This is a genomic window from Micromonospora sp. B11E3, assembly GCF_039871625.1.
Lineage (GTDB): Bacteria > Actinomycetota > Actinomycetes > Mycobacteriales > Micromonosporaceae > Micromonospora.
The window spans coordinates 23,103-40,770 of record NZ_JBDPMC010000063.1 but is presented as its reverse complement, the minus strand read 5'-3'; the positions used below and the strand labels follow the sequence as shown (position 1 = coordinate 40,770).

Annotated in this window: 18 protein-coding genes; 6 read left to right on the top strand and 12 right to left on the bottom strand. The window is 73.6% G+C overall.

From position 1 onward, the window contains the following. The 4 genes from ABGB16_RS25515 to ABGB16_RS25500 form a co-directional block, all read right to left on the bottom strand. Positions 1 to 146 (bottom strand): SDR family oxidoreductase (locus ABGB16_RS25515; RefSeq protein WP_347670624.1); only part of this gene is annotated, 146 nt, incomplete at its 3' end. Positions 147 to 371: 225 nt separating this feature from the next. Further along, positions 372 to 1,253, bottom strand: coding sequence for a tetrahydrofolate dehydrogenase/cyclohydrolase catalytic domain-containing protein (locus ABGB16_RS25510; protein WP_347670622.1), 882 nt, complete (start codon positions 1,251 to 1,253; stop codon positions 372 to 374). A 124-nt stretch (positions 1,254 to 1,377) separates the two neighbouring features. Next, the gene (locus ABGB16_RS25505; protein WP_347670621.1) at positions 1,378 to 2,388 is read right to left on the bottom strand and encodes a tyrosine-type recombinase/integrase; all 1,011 of its coding nucleotides are present in this window, start codon (positions 2,386 to 2,388) and stop codon (positions 1,378 to 1,380) included. A gap of 8 nt (positions 2,389 to 2,396) precedes the next feature. Next, entirely contained in the window at positions 2,397 to 2,552 is a 156-nt protein-coding gene (locus ABGB16_RS25500; protein WP_347670620.1) for a hypothetical protein, read from the bottom strand. A 236-nt stretch (positions 2,553 to 2,788) separates the two neighbouring features. On the opposite strand from ABGB16_RS25500, the gene ABGB16_RS25495 reads away from it, so the two are divergent. Beyond that, a complete protein-coding gene (locus tag ABGB16_RS25495) occupies positions 2,789 to 3,406 on the top strand; it encodes an MFS transporter (protein WP_347670619.1) in 618 nt (205 codons plus the stop codon). 6 nt (positions 3,407 to 3,412) lie between these two features. On the opposite strand, the gene ABGB16_RS25490 is transcribed toward ABGB16_RS25495, so the two are convergent. Both ABGB16_RS25490 and ABGB16_RS25485 read right to left on the bottom strand, forming a co-directional pair. Then, entirely contained in the window at positions 3,413 to 3,835 is a 423-nt protein-coding gene (locus tag ABGB16_RS25490) for a pantetheine-phosphate adenylyltransferase (protein WP_347670618.1), read from the bottom strand. Continuing rightward, a complete protein-coding gene (locus ABGB16_RS25485; RefSeq protein ID WP_347670617.1) occupies positions 3,819 to 4,736 on the bottom strand; it encodes a DMT family transporter in 918 nt (305 codons plus the stop codon). Before ABGB16_RS25485 ends, ABGB16_RS25490 begins: the two co-directional genes overlap by 17 nt. Here ABGB16_RS25485 and ABGB16_RS25480 point away from each other — a divergent pair. Beyond that, positions 4,735 to 6,138, top strand: a complete 1,404-nt coding sequence (locus ABGB16_RS25480; protein WP_347670616.1) for a PLP-dependent aminotransferase family protein — start codon at positions 4,735 to 4,737, stop codon at positions 6,136 to 6,138. The two genes, ABGB16_RS25485 and ABGB16_RS25480, sit on opposite strands and share 2 nt — an antisense overlap. A 321-nt stretch (positions 6,139 to 6,459) precedes the next feature. On the opposite strand, the gene ABGB16_RS25475 is transcribed toward ABGB16_RS25480, so the two are convergent. Next, positions 6,460 to 7,188: an SDR family oxidoreductase gene (locus tag ABGB16_RS25475; RefSeq protein ID WP_347670615.1), complete on the bottom strand. Its 729-nt coding sequence runs from the start codon at positions 7,186 to 7,188 to the stop codon at positions 6,460 to 6,462. A gap of 172 nt (positions 7,189 to 7,360) precedes the next feature. Between ABGB16_RS25475 and ABGB16_RS25470 the strand changes: the two genes are divergently transcribed. After that, positions 7,361 to 8,053 carry a hypothetical protein gene (locus tag ABGB16_RS25470; RefSeq protein ID WP_347670614.1) on the top strand — a complete coding sequence of 231 codons (693 nt, stop codon included), beginning with the start codon at positions 7,361 to 7,363 and terminating at the stop codon, positions 8,051 to 8,053. A 118-nt stretch (positions 8,054 to 8,171) separates the two neighbouring features. On the opposite strand, the gene ABGB16_RS25465 is transcribed toward ABGB16_RS25470, so the two are convergent. From ABGB16_RS25465 to ABGB16_RS25445, 5 genes are all read right to left on the bottom strand, one after another. Then, the gene (locus ABGB16_RS25465) at positions 8,172 to 9,263 is read right to left on the bottom strand and encodes a hypothetical protein (protein WP_347670613.1); all 1,092 of its coding nucleotides are present in this window, start codon (positions 9,261 to 9,263) and stop codon (positions 8,172 to 8,174) included. Continuing rightward, a complete protein-coding gene (locus tag ABGB16_RS25460; protein ID WP_347670612.1) occupies positions 9,164 to 10,366 on the bottom strand; it encodes a hypothetical protein in 1,203 nt (400 codons plus the stop codon). The genes ABGB16_RS25465 and ABGB16_RS25460 overlap by 100 nt, the downstream gene beginning before the upstream one ends. A gap of 253 nt (positions 10,367 to 10,619) precedes the next feature. Beyond that, entirely contained in the window at positions 10,620 to 11,810 is a 1,191-nt protein-coding gene (locus ABGB16_RS25455) for a GNAT family N-acetyltransferase (protein ID WP_347670611.1), read from the bottom strand. Positions 11,811 to 11,893: 83 nt separating this feature from the next. Next, positions 11,894 to 12,892, bottom strand: coding sequence for a cytochrome d ubiquinol oxidase subunit II (gene cydB, locus ABGB16_RS25450; protein WP_347670610.1), 999 nt, complete (start codon positions 12,890 to 12,892; stop codon positions 11,894 to 11,896). Between the two features lie 15 nt (positions 12,893 to 12,907). Continuing rightward, on the bottom strand, positions 12,908 to 14,320 hold the full coding sequence (locus tag ABGB16_RS25445; RefSeq protein WP_347670609.1) for a cytochrome ubiquinol oxidase subunit I: 1,413 nt from the start codon (positions 14,318 to 14,320) through the stop codon (positions 12,908 to 12,910). 184 nt (positions 14,321 to 14,504) lie between these two features. Between ABGB16_RS25445 and ABGB16_RS25440 the strand changes: the two genes are divergently transcribed. From ABGB16_RS25440 to ABGB16_RS25430, 3 genes are all read left to right on the top strand, one after another. Next, positions 14,505 to 15,284: a lysophospholipid acyltransferase family protein gene (locus ABGB16_RS25440; RefSeq protein ID WP_347670608.1), complete on the top strand. Its 780-nt coding sequence runs from the start codon at positions 14,505 to 14,507 to the stop codon at positions 15,282 to 15,284. A 176-nt stretch (positions 15,285 to 15,460) separates the two neighbouring features. Further along, positions 15,461 to 16,228, top strand: a complete 768-nt coding sequence (locus ABGB16_RS25435; RefSeq protein WP_347670607.1) for a glycerophosphodiester phosphodiesterase — start codon at positions 15,461 to 15,463, stop codon at positions 16,226 to 16,228. A gap of 14 nt (positions 16,229 to 16,242) precedes the next feature. Further along, a complete protein-coding gene (locus ABGB16_RS25430) occupies positions 16,243 to 17,631 on the top strand; it encodes an MFS transporter (protein WP_347670606.1) in 1,389 nt (462 codons plus the stop codon). Positions 17,632 to 17,668 lie beyond the last annotated feature (37 nt).

Here is a 17,668-nt window from a genome sequence, read left to right as displayed (position 1 = left end):
GGGGCGGCGTTCATGTAGTCGGCCACCATCTGGGTCTCGGTAACGCCCGGGGCGATGCTATTGACTCGTATGCCGTACTTCGCGAGGTCCAGGGCGAGGTTCTTCGTCAAGAGGCTGAGTCCGCCCTCACCACACGGCCCCGACACCCCGGCCACCCGGGGAGAAGTCGGACCCTCCACGGCCCCGCAGCACCCGCCCCCGACGACGCCTCACCGACCCCGACGACGCCGCAACCAGATCCCCACCGCCCCCAGCACCACGAACACCAGCATCGAACACACCAACACCCTGAACATCCGACAACCCTCCCATGCCCCACCACACGCCCACCCCGGGCCGCGACAGCAGCCACGACCCGGGACACAAGCGACTCAACCCCGACCCGCCGCCCGCCGCGCCGCCGCCAACGCGTTACGGAACAACATCGCCACCGTCGTCGGGCCCACCCCACCGACCCGCGGCGTGATCGCCCCCGCCACCCGCGCACACGACTCGTCCACATCCGGCAACAACCGCCGACCCTCGTACCGCACCCCGCCACCGACCACCACCGCACCCGCACGCACGTGCTCCGGCCGCACGATCCCCGGCACCCCCGCCGCCGCCACCAGGATCTCCGCCCGCCGCGTATACCGCGGCCAGTCCGCCACCCCCGTGTGCACCACCGTCACCGCCGCGTTCGCCGTCGGCCGCTTCTGCGCCAACAACATCGCCAACGGCCGACCCAACGTGGCACCCCGACCCAGCACCACCACCTCGCGACCCGCCACAGGCACCCCGTAGAACGCCAGCAACGCCTCGATCCCCGCCGGCGTACACGGCAACGGACCCGGCAACCCCAACGCCAACCGGCCCATGTTCACCGGATGCATCCCGTCCACGTCCTTGTCCGGATCGAGAACCTGCAACGCCCGGTCGTAGTCCAGATGCCCCGGAATCGGATGCTGCAGCAACACCCCGTGCACACCCGCGTCCGCGTTGAAATCCTCCAACACCCGGTGCAGATCCGCCTGCGACGCCGACGCCGGCAGATACACGTGCGGCGACGCGAAACCCAACTCCGCAGCCTGCCGCTGCTTGATCCGGATGTACCCGGCGCTCGCGTCGTCGTCACCGACCAGCACCGTCGCCAACGACGGCGTCACCCCCGCCGCCCGCAACGCCGCCACACCCTCGGCGACCTCCGCCAGCACCCGCTGCGCCACCGGCTTGCCGGACAACACACGAGCGGTCGTCGTACCCACAGCAGACATGCGACACCTCGCCCGCGGGAGCCCAGGCGGACGACCCCCACGACGAGCTCCCCGATGGTCGATCCCATCCCCGGTGCCGCCAGTCGCGTACCCCACCACCCTGCCACAGCCCGACCCGGGCCGGTCACCCCACCCGGCCGCCACCCCCACCCACCAGCCCCGCCAACGCCCGGTTCGTCCGGTTCGACGCCACCGCCGCCCGCTGCTGACCCGCCGTCACCTCGATGTACGTCTGCGACGACGCCAACGACGCGTGCCCCAGCAACCGCATGATCTCCGCCGCGCTCGCCCCGTCCTCGGCCAACCGCGTCGCGAACGTGTGCCGCAGCGCGTGCAGCCGCGCCCCACGCGGCACCCGGTCGCCGATGCCCGCCCGCCGATAGCAGGACTCCACCAGGTACTGCAGACCACCGCGGCGCAGCGGCTCGCCCCGCCGGTCCACCAGCAGCGGCGAGTCCGGCCGCACGCTGCGGGCACCGAACCGGCGGGCCCGGCTGTCCAGGTAGTCGGCCAACAGCCGGTCCAGGTCGGCCTCGATCGGCACCACCCGCGGCCGCCCACCCTTGCCCGCCACGTCGACCCGGCGCTCACCGGGCCGGCCCGCCAGTGACGCCACCCGCAACGCCAGCAACTCCGACAGCCGAAGCCCGGCGCACAGCGCCAGCGCGAGCACGGCCAGGTCCCGCTCCGGCCACGGGTCGCGCTGGCGGCCCTCGCCGCGGGCCACCGCCGCGAGCAGTTCCTCCGGGGTGTCGTCGCCGCGCAGCGGCTTGGGCTGGGGGAGCGGCGCGCGGGGTCGACCCACCGCGGGCATCGGGTTTCCCGGTACGACCCCCTCGGCCACCAGGAACGTGAAGAAGCTGTTCCACGTCGACCACGCCCGGTGCACCGAGGCGGCGGCGCGGGGCGCAGCGAAGCGGGCGAACGCCGCGCGCATGAGGCGGGGGGACAGGGCGATGATCGTCAACTCGTCGAGGGGGAGGGGAGGGGTGCCGTCCTCGGCGGCCAGGTGGGCGACGGCCAGCAGGTCGCGCCGGTACGCGGCGAGGGTGTGGGGGGAGGGCTTGCGGGTCGCCCGAGCCGTCAGGAACTCCTCGATCAGCCGCGCCACCGTTTCGTCCTGTTTGTCGTGCATAAGGGATATTATGCAGGATTTTCGTGTTGACGGGAGGTCTGCCGCGAGGGGGAGCGGGACGGCTGGGTCGGCTCACCCCGGGTCACCAGCGCCGCGACGTCCAGCACCCGGTGCAGATCCCGCTCCGTCAACGGCCGCCCGGCCAGCGCGCTCAACTCGGCCACCACCCCCGGCCCAACCGGCGACGCACCTCGGGCTCGGCCGCGCCGCTCGCCCCGGCCAGCCGACCGATCTCCGCCGCGAGCCCCGGCCAGGCGGGCTCCGGCGGCGGCTCGGCGTCCGCCTCCTCGAGCGTGACCGCCAGGCGTACGCCGAGCGCCGCGTCGGTCGCCGCCGGCCTGCGGGTACGTGGCGTCCGGCGCCCGCCCGCCGTACCCGTGATCGGGGGCCTGCGGGACGGGTGGCCGGCGCGCCGCTGCTGCGCGGGCTGCTGGTGGCCGGCTGGCTGTACTGGACGGCCAACGCCGCCCTGACCGCGCTGCTGGTGCCGTTCGTGGCGGGTCGGCACGGTTCCGGCGCGGTGGTGGGGTGGTTGGTCGCGGGGCTGGGCGTGGGCCACCTGGGCGGGGCGCTGCTGAGTCGGCGGCTGGTGCTGCGGTTCCCGGCGCGGGCGCTGCTGGCGGCGGGGTACGCGGCGGTCGGCGTGGCGTTCCTGGTGCTGTTCACGGCCTCGTCGGTGGCGGTGGCGCTGGTGGCGGTGACGGCCGCCGGGGTGCCGGGGGCGGTGGCGCTGGTGGTGTCGGTGCAGCGGGTGCAGATGGGCACCGGGGACGCGGTGCGGGGCCGGGTGGTGGCGGCGTTCCAGGCCGGTGACGCGCTCGCGGCGCTCACGGGCGCGGTGCTGGGTCCGGCCGTCGCGGTGCTGTTCGGTCTGGCCGCGGCGTTGCCCGCGTTGTGCGGTCTGTTGCTGCTGGCGGCGGTGGTGGCGGCGCGGTTGCCGGCCGAGGGGTCGCTGCCGGTGGCGGAGTTGGCCTCGACCGGGCGGGAGGAGGCCGCCGATCCGGTCTACTTGACATAATGTGCATTATCGAATCGCTGATTCGGGCGGGTGAGTGTGGGCGGGGCTGTCTCGGCCAACCGTGCTGACCAGCGGCCCTTCCTGGGGCAAGTCGGCCGCAGCGGCGCGGACCGCGGTCGAGGAAATCGTGGCCAGTTCGGGCCGAGCCGGCATGAACAGGGTCGTGATACCCAGCGTCTCGTTCATGGCTGCCAACTGACACTCGCGCACCGCGTCGATGGCGTTCCGCACGCCACGGATGATCACTCCGGCTCCGTGCTGCTGGCAGTAGGCCGCGGTCAGCCCGTTCCAGGCGGCGACCGTCACGTTTCCCCAGTCGGCCGGGACAGTGGCACGGATGTCCAGCGCGCGTTCCGCCCCCGTCTTGGTGGGCCGCTTCTCATTGTTGACCGCGACCAGGTGGTGCTCAGCGTCACTGAGGGCGGACACGCGTGCGTTGGATGAGCACGATGCAGGCCAGCACGACCAGTGCGACCGCGATCGAGGCCGGGGTGACGGTCTCGCCGAGCAGCAGCGCCGACCAGGCCAGGGTGAGCACGGGTTGCGCGAGCTGGATCTGGCCGACCTGGGCGATGCCGCCCCGGGCCAGGCCTGCGTACCAGGCGAAGAAGCCCAGGAACATGGAGACCGCGGTGAGGTAGCCGAACGCCGACCAGGCGACGCCGCCGGCCCGTGGCGGATCGGCCACGGCGGCGAGGACGGTGACGGGCGCGGTGACGGGCAGCGAGAGCAGCAACGCCCAGCAGATCGTGCGGGCGCCGCCCAGTTCGCGGGCGAGCGCGCCGCCCTCGGCGTACCCGAGGCCGCAGAGGGCGACCGCCGCGAGCAGGAACAGGTCGGCCGGGGCCAGGGCGCCGTGGACCGCGCCGCCGGCGCCGAGGAAGGCGAGCACCGCCAGCAGCCCGGCGATGCTCGCGGCCCAGAACAGCGGCGGCGGGTGCTCGCCGGCGCGCAGCACCGCGAACACGGCGGTCATGGCGGGCAGCACGGTGATGACGACCGCGCCGTGCGTGGAGGTCTGGGTGGTCAGTGCCAGCGAGGTGAACAGGGGGAAACCGACGACGACGCCGAGGGCGACGACGGACAGTCGCCGCCACTGGCCGCGGGTCGGGCGCGGGGCGCGGGTGAGGCGCAGGTACGCCCATGCCAGCAGCGCCGCGCCGACGGCGCGTCCGAAGGCGACGAACCACGGGTCGAGGTGCTGCACGGCGACGCGGGTGGCTGGCAGCGACACGCTGAAGGCGAGCACGCCCAGGGCGCCGAGGGTGAGGCCGATGGCCCGCTTCCCTGTTACCGTGGCCGTGACAGTAGCGCTACTCTTGTCCTTCATGGGTAACGGTAACGCGGCCGAACGCGTTATCCAAGATCTGCGCGGGCTGGTGGCTGGCGCAGCTCCTGGCACGCGGCTGCCGTCTGTGCGCGAGTTGACCGCCCGGCATCACGCCTCGCCGGTCACCGTCGCCGAGGCGATCCGGCAGTTGGTGGCGCAGGGGCTGGTCGAGGCGCGAGCTGGCAGGGGCACCTTCGTGGCGGCCAGGTCGGACGAGCGCCGCTCCCCCGACCTGGCCTGGCAGACCGTCGCGCTCGGCCCCGGCCGGTCGGGCGAGGAGGAGATGCGGGCGCTGCTGGCGTTACCGCCGGCGGGGGCGATCGCGCTGTCCGGTGGCTACCTGGACGCGGATCTGCAGCCTGCCGCCGCGCTCGGCGCCGCGTTGGCCCGCGCGGCCCGGCAACCCGCCTCGTGGCAGCGCGGGCCGGCCGAGGGGCGTGCGGATCTGCGCGCCTGGTTCGCCCGGGAGGCGGGCACAGGGCTGCGCGCCGACGACATGGTGATCTGTCCGGGTGGGCAGGCCGCGTTGTCGACGGCGCTGCGGGCGCTCGCTGCGCCCGGTGACGCCGTACTGGTCGAGTCGCCGACGTACCTGGGTGCGTTGGCCGCGGCCCGGGCGGCGGGTCTGCGGGTGGCGCCGGTGCCCGCCGACGCCGACGGTGTACGGCCTGATCAGTTGGCGGCTGCGTTCGCCCGTACCGGCGCCCGGCTGTTCTACTGTCAGCCGCTGCACGCCAACCCGCACGGGGCGACGCTGGCGGGTCACCGTCGGGCCGGGGTTGCTGCGGCCGTGCGTGACGCCGGGGCGTTCCTGATCGAGGACGACTACGCCCGGGACCTGACCATCGACGGGGAGGCTCCGCCGCCGCTGGCCGCCGACGATCCCGACGGGCATGTCGTCTACGTGCGGTCGCTGACCAAGTCGGCGGCTCCCGGGCTACGCGTGGCCGCCGTCGGCGCCCGTGGTCCGGCTGGTGTCCGGCTGCGGATGGCCCGGTTGCTCGACGACTTCTTCGTCGCCGGGCCGCTGCAGCAGGCCACGCTGGAGTTCGTCACCGCCCCGGCGTGGGCTCGTCGTCGTCGCGGGCTGCGTACCGCGTTGCGGGCGCGCCGGGAGGCGCTGTTGGGCGCGCTGCGCCGGCATCTGCCGGAGTTGGCGCCGCGGGTGGTGCCGCGTGGCGGCCTGCATCTGTGGGTTTGTCTGCCCGAGGGGACCGACGACGTGGCGTTGGCCGTCGCCGCAGCGGCCGAGGGTGTCGTCGTCTTTCCTGGCCGTCCGTGGTATGCGGCGGAGCCTTCGGCGTCGCACCTGCGGTTGACCTACGCCGCCGCCCCGCCTGGCCTGATGGACGAGGCGGTTCGCCGTCTCGCGCGAGCCTTTCAGGGGGCGACGGCGCGTTAGGCGGTGGTGGGACGCTGCCAGTCGCGGGCAGCATCTTGCCGGGATCCATCAGTCCGCGCGGGTCGAGCAGTTGTCTGATGCCGCGCATCAGGTCCAGTTCATGGTGGTCCTTGTAGTCGGCGATGATGTCCCGCTTCAACTGTCCGCGTCCGTGTTCGGCGCTGATGCTGGGCCGGGAGGGTTGGCGCACCTCGATCCTGCTCTGGTGATCCACTCTGTGTCACCGACGTGGGGGCATTCGGAGGACCCGGATACCCCCATGTCGCCGCCTTTGAGTCGATCGCGGGTTCCGGGCGGTTCGGGCCGGCCCCGCCGCAGCGGTCAGAGGCCACCGGAGACGCGCAGGACGGCGCCGGTGGTGTAGCTGGCGTCGGGGCCGAGCAGCCAGGCGATCGCGCCGGCGATCTCGTCGGGTTCCCCGGCGCGGCCCAGCGGAACGCGCCCGGCGGCGGTGTCGGGGCGGTCGGGCACGCCGGACAGAGCGTGCAGGTCGGTGCGGACGATGCCGGGGGCGACGGCGTTGACGCGGATGCCGCGCGGGGCCAGTTCCTTGGCCAGGCCGACGGTGAGGGTGTCGGTGGCGGCCTTGACGGCGGCGTAGTGCACGTACTCCCCTGGGCTGCCGAGGGTGGCGGCGGCCGAGGAGACGTTGACGATGGCCCCGCCGGCGCCCATCCGGCGCGCGGCGTGCTGGGCGGCCACGACGTACCCGACGAGGTTGACGTCGATGACGCGGCGCAGGTCCTCGACGCGCAGGTCGGTGAAGGGGCCGATGGAGCTGGTGACGCCGGCGTTGTTGACCAGGCCGGTCAGCGCGCCGAGGTCGGCGGCGGCGTCGAACAGCCGCGGGATCTGGTCGGGGTCGGCGGTGTCGGCGGCGACGGCTGTCGCCCGGCGGCCGGCGGCGCGGATATCGGCGACGACGCGGGCGGCGGCGTCGTGGTCGCGGCGGTAGCCGACGACGATGTCGTGGCCGTCGTGGGCGAGGCGGCGGGCCGTGGCGGCGCCGATGCCGCGGCCCCCGCCGGTGACGATGGTGACCGGGCTCATCCGGGCCGCTCCCCTCCCCCTGCCGATATTGGCGCTGACGTTACCGGCGATGATCGACACGGTGGTGGGAGAGCGGCGTCACAGTGGACCCCGAGCGGGGGCTGATCTTCGGGGTGTCGGGGCCGGCTGGTATCAAGGCAGCAATCAGACAGGTGTACGGAAGAGGGTGGCGATGGGCGGCGGCGACGGTTTGTCGGCGGACGAGGTGGAGGGCATCCGGGAGGCGTTGGCGGCCGGCCGGAAGCCGAAGGTGGTGTTCACCGCCTCCGCCGGGCAGATCGCCGGGCAGGTGGGTCAGGTGGTGGAGCTGACCGATCCGGCGGAGTCCGACGAGTACGTGGTGGTGCGGTTCGGCCGCGACGAGCTGCCGTTCTCCCCCGCCGACGTGGCGATCGCGCCGCGTGGGGCGGGGCGCAGGGCGGTCGAGGCGCGGCCGGAGTCGGAGGCCGAGCAGCCGCAGCCGGCTGCGGAGCCGGAGTTCGTGCTGGACACCCCGCCGAGGGTGCCGGCGGCGCGGCGGGAGGAGCCGAGGGTGGAGCAGCAGGCGGAGGCGAAGCCGGCGAAGCGGGCGGTCAAGGCGGCCAAGCCGAAGGGGCCGGCGGGGCTGACGGTGACGTTGGCGTACGCCGACGGCGAGTGGACGGTGGCCGCGCAGCAGGGCGCCAAGGCCCTGGCGAAGCCGTACGTGGTGAAGCCGGCGGAGGCGCTGAAGATGGTGGCGCTGGTGGACGTGCCGGGGGTGCAGGAGGCGGTGGAGCAGATCCTGGCCGCGGAGCGGGCGGAGGCGGAGCAGCAGGCGGAGAAGCTGCGTGCCGAGTTGGCGGAGATCGAGGCGCGGTTGGCGGAGCTGCGCGAGGCGGGCTGACCCGCCGGCGGCGCGGGGTCGCGGACCAGCGACGCCGGTTGGCTTCCCCGCGCCCGACCGGCTGGAGCCGCCGCGGCGGCAGACGGGCATCGCCGCCTGCCGCCGGGTCGCCTGTCGGCTACTGCGTTATCTCGATGTGGTAGCAGTTGTTGGTGGCGCGCTCGTCGAGGAAGCGGGTCACCCGCGGGCGGATCGCGTTGACGAACAGTGGACCGTTGGTGGCGTTGAAGGCGCCGGCGCCGAGATCGGCCACGTTGACGACGGCGGGGTCGGCGCAGTGGCGGGAGACGTTCTGCGGGCCCTGATTGTTGATCTCCTGTTCCATGGCGGCGCGGATGGTGGCGGCGTTGGCCAGGATCTGCGCCCGGGTCATCCCCTGGGTCTGCTGGACGAAGGTGTTGACGACCGCGTCGCCGGGCGCGGCGTAGAGCGCCAACTGGTTGGCGACGTTGACGCTCACCGGGTTGGCCGCGTTGGTGAGGTTCTGGAACATTGCCCGCGCCTGGTCGGCGGGAGTGCGCGCGGTGCTGGTGATGGTGACGGTGCGCTGGCCGGCGGCGCGCAGGCTGTCCTTGACGATGTCGATGGTGGCCGCGCTCACCGCGGTGGCGTTGGCGTTGGCGCCGAAGGCGACCTGCACGTCGGCCAGGGCGCCCACCCGGCTGGGGCTGGCCACGGCGACCAGGTGGGTGACGCCGGCCGGGTTGTCGGCCAGCAGGTTCCCGGCGATGCGGATCGGCCCGTGCTGGCCGGCGGTGGTGCCTGCCGGCACGGAGTGGCTGAAGACGGGCGTCCCGAGCCGGTTGGCGTGGCCGGGCCCGTTGGCCCAGTACACGTCGATGGTGGCGGCCTGCTTGAGGTCGCCGTTGTCCACCGTGTACCGCAGGTCCATGCCGCCGGCGGTGTTGTTCCAGGTGAGGCTCGGCTGGATCTGGTCGCGTACCTCCTCGACGAAGTCGACGACGACCTGGGAGTCGAACAGGTCGTCGGCGACGTTGGCCACGCCCAGGTCGACCTGGATGGTGTCGCCGGTCTTGTCCACGGGCAGGGTCAGCTCGCGCCAGCCGGTGGTCCCGCTGCCGTAGTCGAACTGGCCCAGGCCCAGGCCGTTCATGCTGTTGGCCTCGGCGGCCGACCCGCCGCCCTGCTGGCTGCGCAGGGAGACGCGGAAGTAGTCGTTGAACTCGGAGCCGAACCAGCCGCCCGGCACCTCGCTGGTCGGGACGGCACGTTGGGCACGGTCAGGTGGCCGGTCGAGGTGGCGTCCTCGGTGAAGACGTCCTGGTCGTCGGTGAGGCTGACCCGTACGGTCACCGGGTCGGTGACCGGCGCGCCGGTGTCGTCCACGACGTCGACCCGTAGGGTGTTCGCGCCCGCCCAGACGGTGGCAGTGTGGTAAAGGGGCCGGCCGATGGCGTCGACGCCGGCGAACCGCAGCTCGTTGCGGCCGTCGGTCAGCGCGGAGGTCGCGGTGACCCGGTGCGCCTCGACGGCGATCCGGTCTGCCGGTACCCGGTGGCCGTTGACGGTGAGCGCCATCTCGGCCGGGTCGTCGTGGAACTGCGCCCCGGAGAGGCTGAACGCCGCCGGGGTCGACACGGCGTTGAAGCCGTCCGGCGCGGCGCCGGTGAGGGTGAGCGCGTCGGCGGGCAGGGCCTCGTCGAGGGGGTTCTCGACGGTCAGTCGCAGTCGGGTCGCCGCGCCGAGGTTGAGCGCCGCGACGATCCGGTCGAACCTGTTGATCGTGCCGCTGCGGTCCACGTCGGCCCAGGGCGAGTACGCGGGCGCGCCGTACGCGGTGCCGGCCAGCGAGTCGATGAGCACCAGGTCGTCCTGGTCGACCTGGAAGTCGGCGTTGGCGTCGCCGGCGAGGAACGCGGAGAGCTGGTACGCGCCGGAGGTGTTCTTGTCGGATCTGAGCAGGACGTCGTAGGCGCCGCCGGGGGCGAGCGCGGCGACGGTGAAGCTGGACTTGCTGCCGGGGGTGTCGGCCCGCCAGGGCACGGAGACGTACGGCGGCGGGCCGGACTTCGAGCGGACCACGATCATGCCCGGGTCGAGGGTGCTGCCGGGCGCGGCGTCGAGCGTGAAGCCGACGAGCACCCGGCCGTGCCCGGCCGCCGTGTAGTCGTCGGCGGCGACGGTGAACGGCACGCTGCCCTGCTGCCCGGCCGTCAGTTCGCCGCCGCTGACGCTGTAGACCGCGCTGGCCGGGGCGTCCACGGGTTCGGCGGTCGTCGCGGCCAGCGCCGGGGCGGCCGGGATGACAAGGCAGAGCGCGGCCAGCCCGATCAATGGTCGAGCACGTCTCATGTCCCCTCCAACACACGTGTCGGGACGCCTGTCGACAGAAGGCGATCACCGAGTCCAGGCGCGAAAAGTAACAGCATGATTACGCAAGGTGCATCGGCTGTTCGCGCGGCCGGTACCGTCGATCGACAGCCGGTGGGGACACGTCCAGAGGCCGCGCGCACCGGGTGGGGTATTGACGGCCGCCGAGGGCCCCCGCGCGATGGACCGAACGTGTCCCCGCGCGCGGGCCGTCCGGGCGCTGTCGGGAGGCCGGTCAGAAGTAGTCGAGCAGGTGGGCGGGGCCGCCGACGGCGAGCAGGTCCAGGGCACGGGGGTCGACGCCGGGGCCGTGTCGCAGCTGGCCGGCGTGCACGAGGCTCTCAGCGGTGGTGGCGCCGGCGTAGAGCTGGGCGAAGCCGCGCATACTCAGGTGCAGGGCCGGCTCGCCGGTGGCCGGGCGCAGCTCGGCCGCGCCGTCGGCGACCTCCAGGCGCCAGGCGCCGGTGTTCCAGTCGGCGAGGTCGTCGTCGAGGGTGAAGTCGACGACGCCGCGCGCGTGCGGCGGCCAGCCGCGCTCCCGTACGGCCCGGGTGACGTCGACGGGCCGGTGCATCCAGGGCTGCTGCCGGTGTTCGCGGACCGTCTCCAGGGGCAGTTGGGCGGTGACGGCGTCGCCGTCGAGCAGGCGCAGCCGCAGGGTGGGGGCGACGCTGCGCCACCTGGCGAGGACGCTGACGAGTTCCCGGACCGCGTCGGCGGTGGTGGCGAGGACGTCTTCGACGGTGAGGACGGAATCGGGCCCGTAGCCGCCGCGGCCGCGGTCCCAGCTGGCGTAGCCGACCAGTTCGCCGGCGTCCTCGACGAGGGTGACGCCGTCGGTGGGCAGGGCGGTGGTGGCGCCGAGGTGGTCGAACAGTTCGCCGCGTCGGGTGAGCATGCCCCGGCGGTGGCGGGCGACGCGCTCGTACAGGCCGGCGACGGCGGGCATGTCCTCGGCGCCGGCGGCGCGGACGCTCAGGTGCGGGGCAGGCCGGTGTCGGGGCAGGTCGGCGGCGGCCAGGTCGACGGTGCGCAGCGTGCCGGCGACCTCCCAGCCGCAGGCCCGGTACGGGCCGGTGGTGGTGGGATACAGGGCGCTGACGGCGGCGCCGCGCTCGCGGGCGCCGCGCAGCAGGGCGGCCAGCAGGGCGCGGGCGACGCCACGGCCGCGGGCCTCGGGGGCGACGGCGACGCCGACGGCCGACACGGTCCGGCCGGACCACCACTGCTCGTGGTGCAGGTCGACGGCCTTGCCGCACAGCCGCCCGGCGGGGTCGAACGCGCCGTAGCCGGTCATGCCGGGCCGGGCGCGGGTGGTGGCGTCCGGCGGGGGTTGCGGGTCGGAGCCGAACGCGTGGCCGCCGAGGGTCCAGGCGGCGGGAATGTCGTCGGGGGTGAGTTCACGGACGGCGGCGACGGGGTGCACCTGCCCGACGGTAGCCACGGCTCGGCCGGCGCCAAACCGGTTTTTCCGTGGCCGGGGGCGGGTCCCCCCGGCCACGGGGTGGGTCAGTGCCGCGGGATGTGGGCGACGCCGATGCGCCTGCGGAACACCCAGTAGGTCCAGCCCTGGTAGGCCAGCACGATCGGGGTGAACACGACGGCGACCCAGGTCATGATCTTCAGGGTGTAGCCGGTGGAGGCGGCGTTGGCGGCGGTCAGGGTGCCGGCGGGGTCGGCGGTGGAGGGCAGCAGGTTCGGGTACAGCGCGGTGAACAGGGTCGCCACGGTCAGGGCGACGGCCACGGCGGTGCCGGTGAACGCCCAGCCCTCGCGGCGTACGCGGGCGGCGGCCACAGCGGCGAGCAGGGCCAGCGCCGCCACGGCGGCGAGCGCGACGGCGGCCGCGCTGGAGCGGATGCCCAGGGTCCAGGCCAGGAACGCCACGGCGAGCACGGCGGCGCCGGCGCCGGCGCGTACCGCGAGGGCGCGGGCGCGGTGGCGGATGTCGCCGACGGTCTTGAGGGCGACGAACACGGCGCCGTGGGTGAGGAACAGCGCGCCGGTGGTGGCGCCGCCGAGCAGGGCGTACGGGTTGAGCAGGTCGAGCAGGCCGCCGACGTACTCGTGGTCGGCGGAAAGGGGCACGCCGCGCAGGATGTTGGCGAACGCCACGCCCCACAGCACGGCCGGGACGAGCGAGCCGAGGAAGATCGCGGTGTCCCAGCGGCGTTTCCACCACGCCTCGGGGCGCTTGTGCCGGTACTCGAAGGCGACGCCGCGGGCGATGAGGGCCAGCAGGATCAGCAGCAGGGGCAGGTAGAAGCCGGAGAAGAGGGTGGCGTACCACTCGGGGAAGGCGGCGAACATGGCGCCGCCGGCGGTGATGAGCCAGACCTCGTTGCCGTCCCACACGGGGCCGATGGTGTTGATCAGGACGCGGCGTTCCCGGTCGTCGCGGCCGAGGACGGGCAGCAGCATGCCGACGCCGAAGTCGAAGCCCTCGAGGACGAAGTAGCCGGTGAACAGCACGGCGACGAGGAGAAACCAGACGGTGGTCAGTTCCACGGTGGGCTCCGCAGGTCAGTAGGCGAAGGCGAGCGGGCGCTCGGCGTCGTCGGTGTCGGTCGGTTCGGGCGCGGGGGTCAGGTCGGGTACGCCGGCTTTGGCGTAGCGCAGCAGGAGTTTGATCTCGACGACGGCGAGGGTGGCGTAGACGAGGGTGAAGGCGGTGAAGGAGGTGAGGACCTCGGTCAGGGAGACGCTGCGGGACACGCCGTCGCGGGTGAGCATCTCGCCGAAGACGATCCAGGGTTGGCGGCCCATCTCGGTGAAGATCCAGCCGAAGGCGTTGGCCAGCAGGGGCAGCACGGGCATGGCGAGGCCGGCGCGCAGCAGCCAGCGGCTGGTGGGGGTGCGGCCGCGGCGCTGCGACCACAGGACGAGCACGGCGATCGCGGCGGCGGCCAGCCCGAAGGCGATCATGAAGCGGAAGCTCCAGTAGGTGACGGGGATGATCGGGGTGTAGCTGCCGGGGCCGTACTGGCTGGCGTACTGGGCCTGCAGGTCGTTGATGCCCTGCACGGTGCCGTTGGGGTCGCCGGTGCCGAGGAACGACAGCAGGTAGGGGATCTTGATGGCGAAGACCTCGCGGCTGCCGTCGAGGCTGCCGACGGTGAGCACGGAGAACGCCGCGGGGCTCTCGGTGGTGTAGAGGCCCTCGGCGGCGGCCATCTTCATCGGCTGCACCTCGGTCATGATCTTGCCCTGGACGTCGCCGGTGACGAGCACCCCGGCGGTGGCGATCATGACGACCCAGGCGCCGAAGCGGGTGGCGTAGCGGTAGGCGGGGGTGTCGGCGCTGTCGCGGTTGCGCACGAGGTGCCACAGGCCGACGGCGACGACGAGGGACCCGGCGACGAGGAACGAGCCTGCGATGGTGTGGGGGAACGTGACGAGGGCGACCTTGTTGGTGAGCACGGCCAGGAAGTCGGTCAGCTCGGCGCGTCCGGTGTCGGGGTTGATCCGGTAGCCGACGGGATTCTGCATGAACGAGTTGGCGGCGAGGATGAAGTAGGCCGACAGGTTGCTGCCGATGGCGGCGGCCCAGACGGCGGCCAGGTGCAGGCGTTTGGGCAGCCGGTCCCAGCCGAAGATCCACAGCCCGATGAAGGTGGATTCGAGGAAGAACGCGACGAGGGCCTCGATCGCGAGGGGGGCGCCGAAGATGTCGCCGACGAAGCGGGAGTAGTCGCTCCAGTTCATGCCGAACTGGAACTCCTGGACGATGCCGGTGACCACGCCCATGGCGAAGTTGATGAGGAACAGCTTGCCGTAGAACCTGGTGAGCTTGAGGTAGCGCTCGTCGCCGGTGCGGTGCCACCGGGTCTGCAGGATCGCGACCAGCACGGACAGGCCGATGGTCAACGGCACGAACAGGAAGTGGTAGACGGTGGTGACACCGAACTGCCAGCGGGCGACGTCCAACGCGTCCACCTGGAACCCCCAGCCTTGCGTACTACGGGACGTAGTAAATACTACTCGCCGTCGTAGACGGATCGGCAGGGGCGCAGGTCCCGATCCCGCCCGGGACCAATGACCTTGCTCACCCCGGCCGTCCAGCCCGGGGCCCAGCCCGGCCGCGTCCGGCCGGCCGCGGCCGTGCGACGATCAACCGCTGATGGACACCCCGACCGACACCTGGCGCCCGCCCCTGATCTGGCGCGTCGCCCAACTGCTCGCCCGCGCCGTCGTCGGCGCCCTGGCCCGCCTGCGGGTCAGCGGCGAGGTTCCCGCGCACCTGCGCCGTGGGCCGCTGATCCTCGCCGCCAACCACATCAGCCCGTTCGACCCGATCGTCATGGCCGCCGCCTGCCGCGCCCGGGGCGTCGCGCCACGGATCATGGCCACCGCCGGGCTGTTCCGTGCCCCCGTCGTCGGCGCCGCCATGCGCCGCGCCGGGCACATCCGCGTCGACCGGGGCACCGCCGCCGTGCACCAGGCCCTCGACGCCGCCGCCCGTGCCGTCGCCGAGGGCTCGGTGGTCCTGGTCTATCCCGAGGGCCGCATCGGCCTCGACCCCGGCATGTGGCCCGAGCGCGGCAAGACCGGCACGGCCCGCCTCGCCCTGACCACCGGCGCCGTCGTGATTCCGGTCGCCCAGTGGGGGGCCCACGAGGTGCTGCCGTACCGGACGCCCCGCGGCCTGGCCGGGGCCGTCGGCCGGGCCCTGCTGCGCCGCCCCGTGGTGAAGGTGCGCTTCGGCGACCCCGTCGACCTGGCCGACATCGACCCCGCCGCGCCGGGCGCCGCCCTGCGCGCCACCGACCGGATCATCGACGCGATCACCGACACGCTCGTGCCGCTGCGTCCCGACGAGCCCGACCGGCCCCGGCACGTCGACCCCGGACGCCCCAGCGACACCAGCCGCTCCCACCGTCGCCGGCCTCCGGCCGCCTGACCGCCGCCGGGCCGCCCGGACCACGATGTCGCCGACGTGGCGTGGTCCGGGCGACTCGGTTCGCGCCACGTCGGCGCCATGGAGTGGATCGCGGACCGGCGACCGTGGCCGGCGCGTCCCCCGACGATCGCCGGCCGGTCACCGGAGTGCCACCGGCGCCCGGCATACTGCCGGGCGTGCAGCCCCCGTCCGGCTACCTCGACGCCCCCGCGCCGCTGGCCTTCGCCCACCGCGGCGGCGCCGCCGACGGCGACGAGAACACCGCCGCCGCGTTCGCCCGCGCCGTCGCCCTCGGCTACCGGTACGTCGAGACCGACGTACACGCCACCGTCGACGGGATCGCCGTCGTGTTCCACGACCCCACCCTCGAGCGGGTCACCGGCGAACGCGGCCGCATCGCCGACCTGCGCTGGGCCGACCTGACCTCGGTACGCGTCGGCGGGGCCGCCCTGGTGCCCCGCCTCGACGAGGTGCTCGGCGCCTGGCCCGACGTGCGGTTCAACATCGACGTCAAGGCCGACCGCGCGGTCGAGCCGACCGCGCACACCGTGGCCCGGGCCGGTGCCGGTGACCGGATGCTGTTGGCCTCGTTCAGCGACGCCCGGCTGGCCCGGCTGCGGGCGCTCACGCAGGGGCGCATCGCCACCGGCCTCGGCATGCGCGGCGCGGCGCGGCTGCGCATGGCCTCGCTGCACGGCCGGCCGCTGCGGCTACCCCCGTCGGTGGTGGCCGCGCAGGTGCCGCCCCGCTACGGACGCGTCCGGGTGGTCGACCGCCGGTTCCTCGCCTACGCCCACCGGCTCGGGCTGCAGGTGCACGTCTGGACGATCGACGAACCTGCCGAGATGCACGAGTTACTTGATCTTGGGGTGGATGGCATCATGACCGATCGCGTCGGCGTGCTGCGCGACGTCTACCGCAGCCGCGGCCACTGGGCCGCCTGAGACAAGGGAAACCGATGGCCGAGACCGTCACCCCTGCGGTGGACACCCCACCGCCGGCCAGCACCGCCCGCGAGCGGCGCGGCTGGTACCTGTACGACTGGGCCAACTCGGCCTTCCAGACCACCGTCATCACCGTGTTCCTCGGCCCGTTCCTGACCACCGTCACCGAGCTGGCCGCCGGCTGCGAACTCGGCGCCGACAGCTGCGACGGCTACGTCCACCCGCTGGGCATCCGCGTCGCCGCCGGCTCCTACTACCCGTACCTGATCTCCCTGTCGGTGTTCCTCACCGTGTTCGTGCTGCCCGTGGTCGGGGCGATCGCCGACCGGACGACGCACAAGCGGCGGCTGCTCGGCGCCGCGGCGTTCACCGGCGCCGGCGCCACCATCGGCATGGCGTTCGTCACCGGCGACCGGTACCTGCTCGGCGGGGTGCTGTTCCTCGTCGCCAACATCTCCTTCGGCGCCGCCGTGGTGGTCTACAACTCGTTCCTGCCGCAACTGGGCGGCCCCGACGACCGCGACGCCATCTCCAGCCGCGGCTGGGCCATCGGCTACCTCGGCGGCGGGGTGCTGCTCGCCCTGAACCTCGTCGCGGTCAGCACGCTCAGCGAGGACGGCAACCCGCAGCGCACCCTGGACCTGGCCCGCTGGTCGATCGTCTCCGCCGGGGTGTGGTGGGCGGCGTTCACCCTGCTGCCGCTGCGCTGGCTGCGCGACCGCCCCACCGCCGAGGCGCTACGCGGCGGCGGCAACGTGCTCACCGACGGGTTCCGGCAACTCGGCCGCACGGTGCGGGAGATGAAGGCCTACCCGCTGACGCTGTTCTTCCTGCTGGCCTTCCTCGTCTACAACGACGGCATCCAGACCGTCATCACCCTCGCCAGCCAGTACGGCACCGAGGAGCTGCGGCTGGAGCAGGGCACCCTGATCGTCACCATCCTGCTGGTGCAGTTCCTCGCCTTCGGCGGCGCCCTCGCCCTCGGCGCCCTCGCCCGGCGCATCGGCGCCTGGAAGACCGTGCTGCTCAGCCTCGTGCTGTGGACGGGGGTGATCGTGGCGGCGTTCCGGCTGCCGGCGGAGGCCCCGCTGCCGTTCATGGTCCTCGGTGGGGCCATCGGCCTGGTCCTCGGCGGCAGCCAGGCGCTGAGCCGGTCGCTGTTCAGCCAGCTCATCCCCGCCGGCAAGGAGGGCGAGTACTACGGGTTCTACGAGATCAGCGACAAGGGCACCAGCTGGCTCGGGCCGCTGGCGTTCGGCCTGGTGTTCCAGCTCACCTCCTCCTACCGGGTGGGCCTGGTCTCCCTGCTGATCTTCTTCGTGCTCGGGTTCGCGCTGCTGGCCGCCGTGCCCATCCGGCGGGCCATCGTCGCCGCCGGCAACACCCCGCCCCGGGTGCTGTGACCGCCGCTGGTGCGGCGCCGGCCGGCGCCGCACCGGC

Coding starts and splice junctions, on each gene's coding strand:
- ABGB16_RS25430 (WP_347670606.1), top strand. CDS start 16,243: ATGGCCGAGACCGTCACCCCTGCGGTGGACACCCCACCGCCGGCCAGC.
- ABGB16_RS25440 (WP_347670608.1), top strand. CDS start 14,505: ATGGACACCCCGACCGACACCTGGCGCCCGCCCCTGATCTGGCGCGTC.
- ABGB16_RS25505 (WP_347670621.1), bottom strand. CDS start 2,388: ATGCACGACAAACAGGACGAAACGGTGGCGCGGCTGATCGAGGAGTTC.
- ABGB16_RS25510 (WP_347670622.1), bottom strand. CDS start 1,253: ATGTCTGCTGTGGGTACGACGACCGCTCGTGTGTTGTCCGGCAAGCCG.
- ABGB16_RS25460 (WP_347670612.1), bottom strand. CDS start 10,366: ATGAGACGTGCTCGACCATTGATCGGGCTGGCCGCGCTCTGCCTTGTC.
- ABGB16_RS25470 (WP_347670614.1), top strand. CDS start 7,361: ATGGGCGGCGGCGACGGTTTGTCGGCGGACGAGGTGGAGGGCATCCGG.
- ABGB16_RS25485 (WP_347670617.1), bottom strand. CDS start 4,736: ATGAAGGACAAGAGTAGCGCTACTGTCACGGCCACGGTAACAGGGAAG.
- ABGB16_RS25475 (WP_347670615.1), bottom strand. CDS start 7,188: ATGAGCCCGGTCACCATCGTCACCGGCGGGGGCCGCGGCATCGGCGCC.
- ABGB16_RS25480 (WP_347670616.1), top strand. CDS start 4,735: ATGGGTAACGGTAACGCGGCCGAACGCGTTATCCAAGATCTGCGCGGG.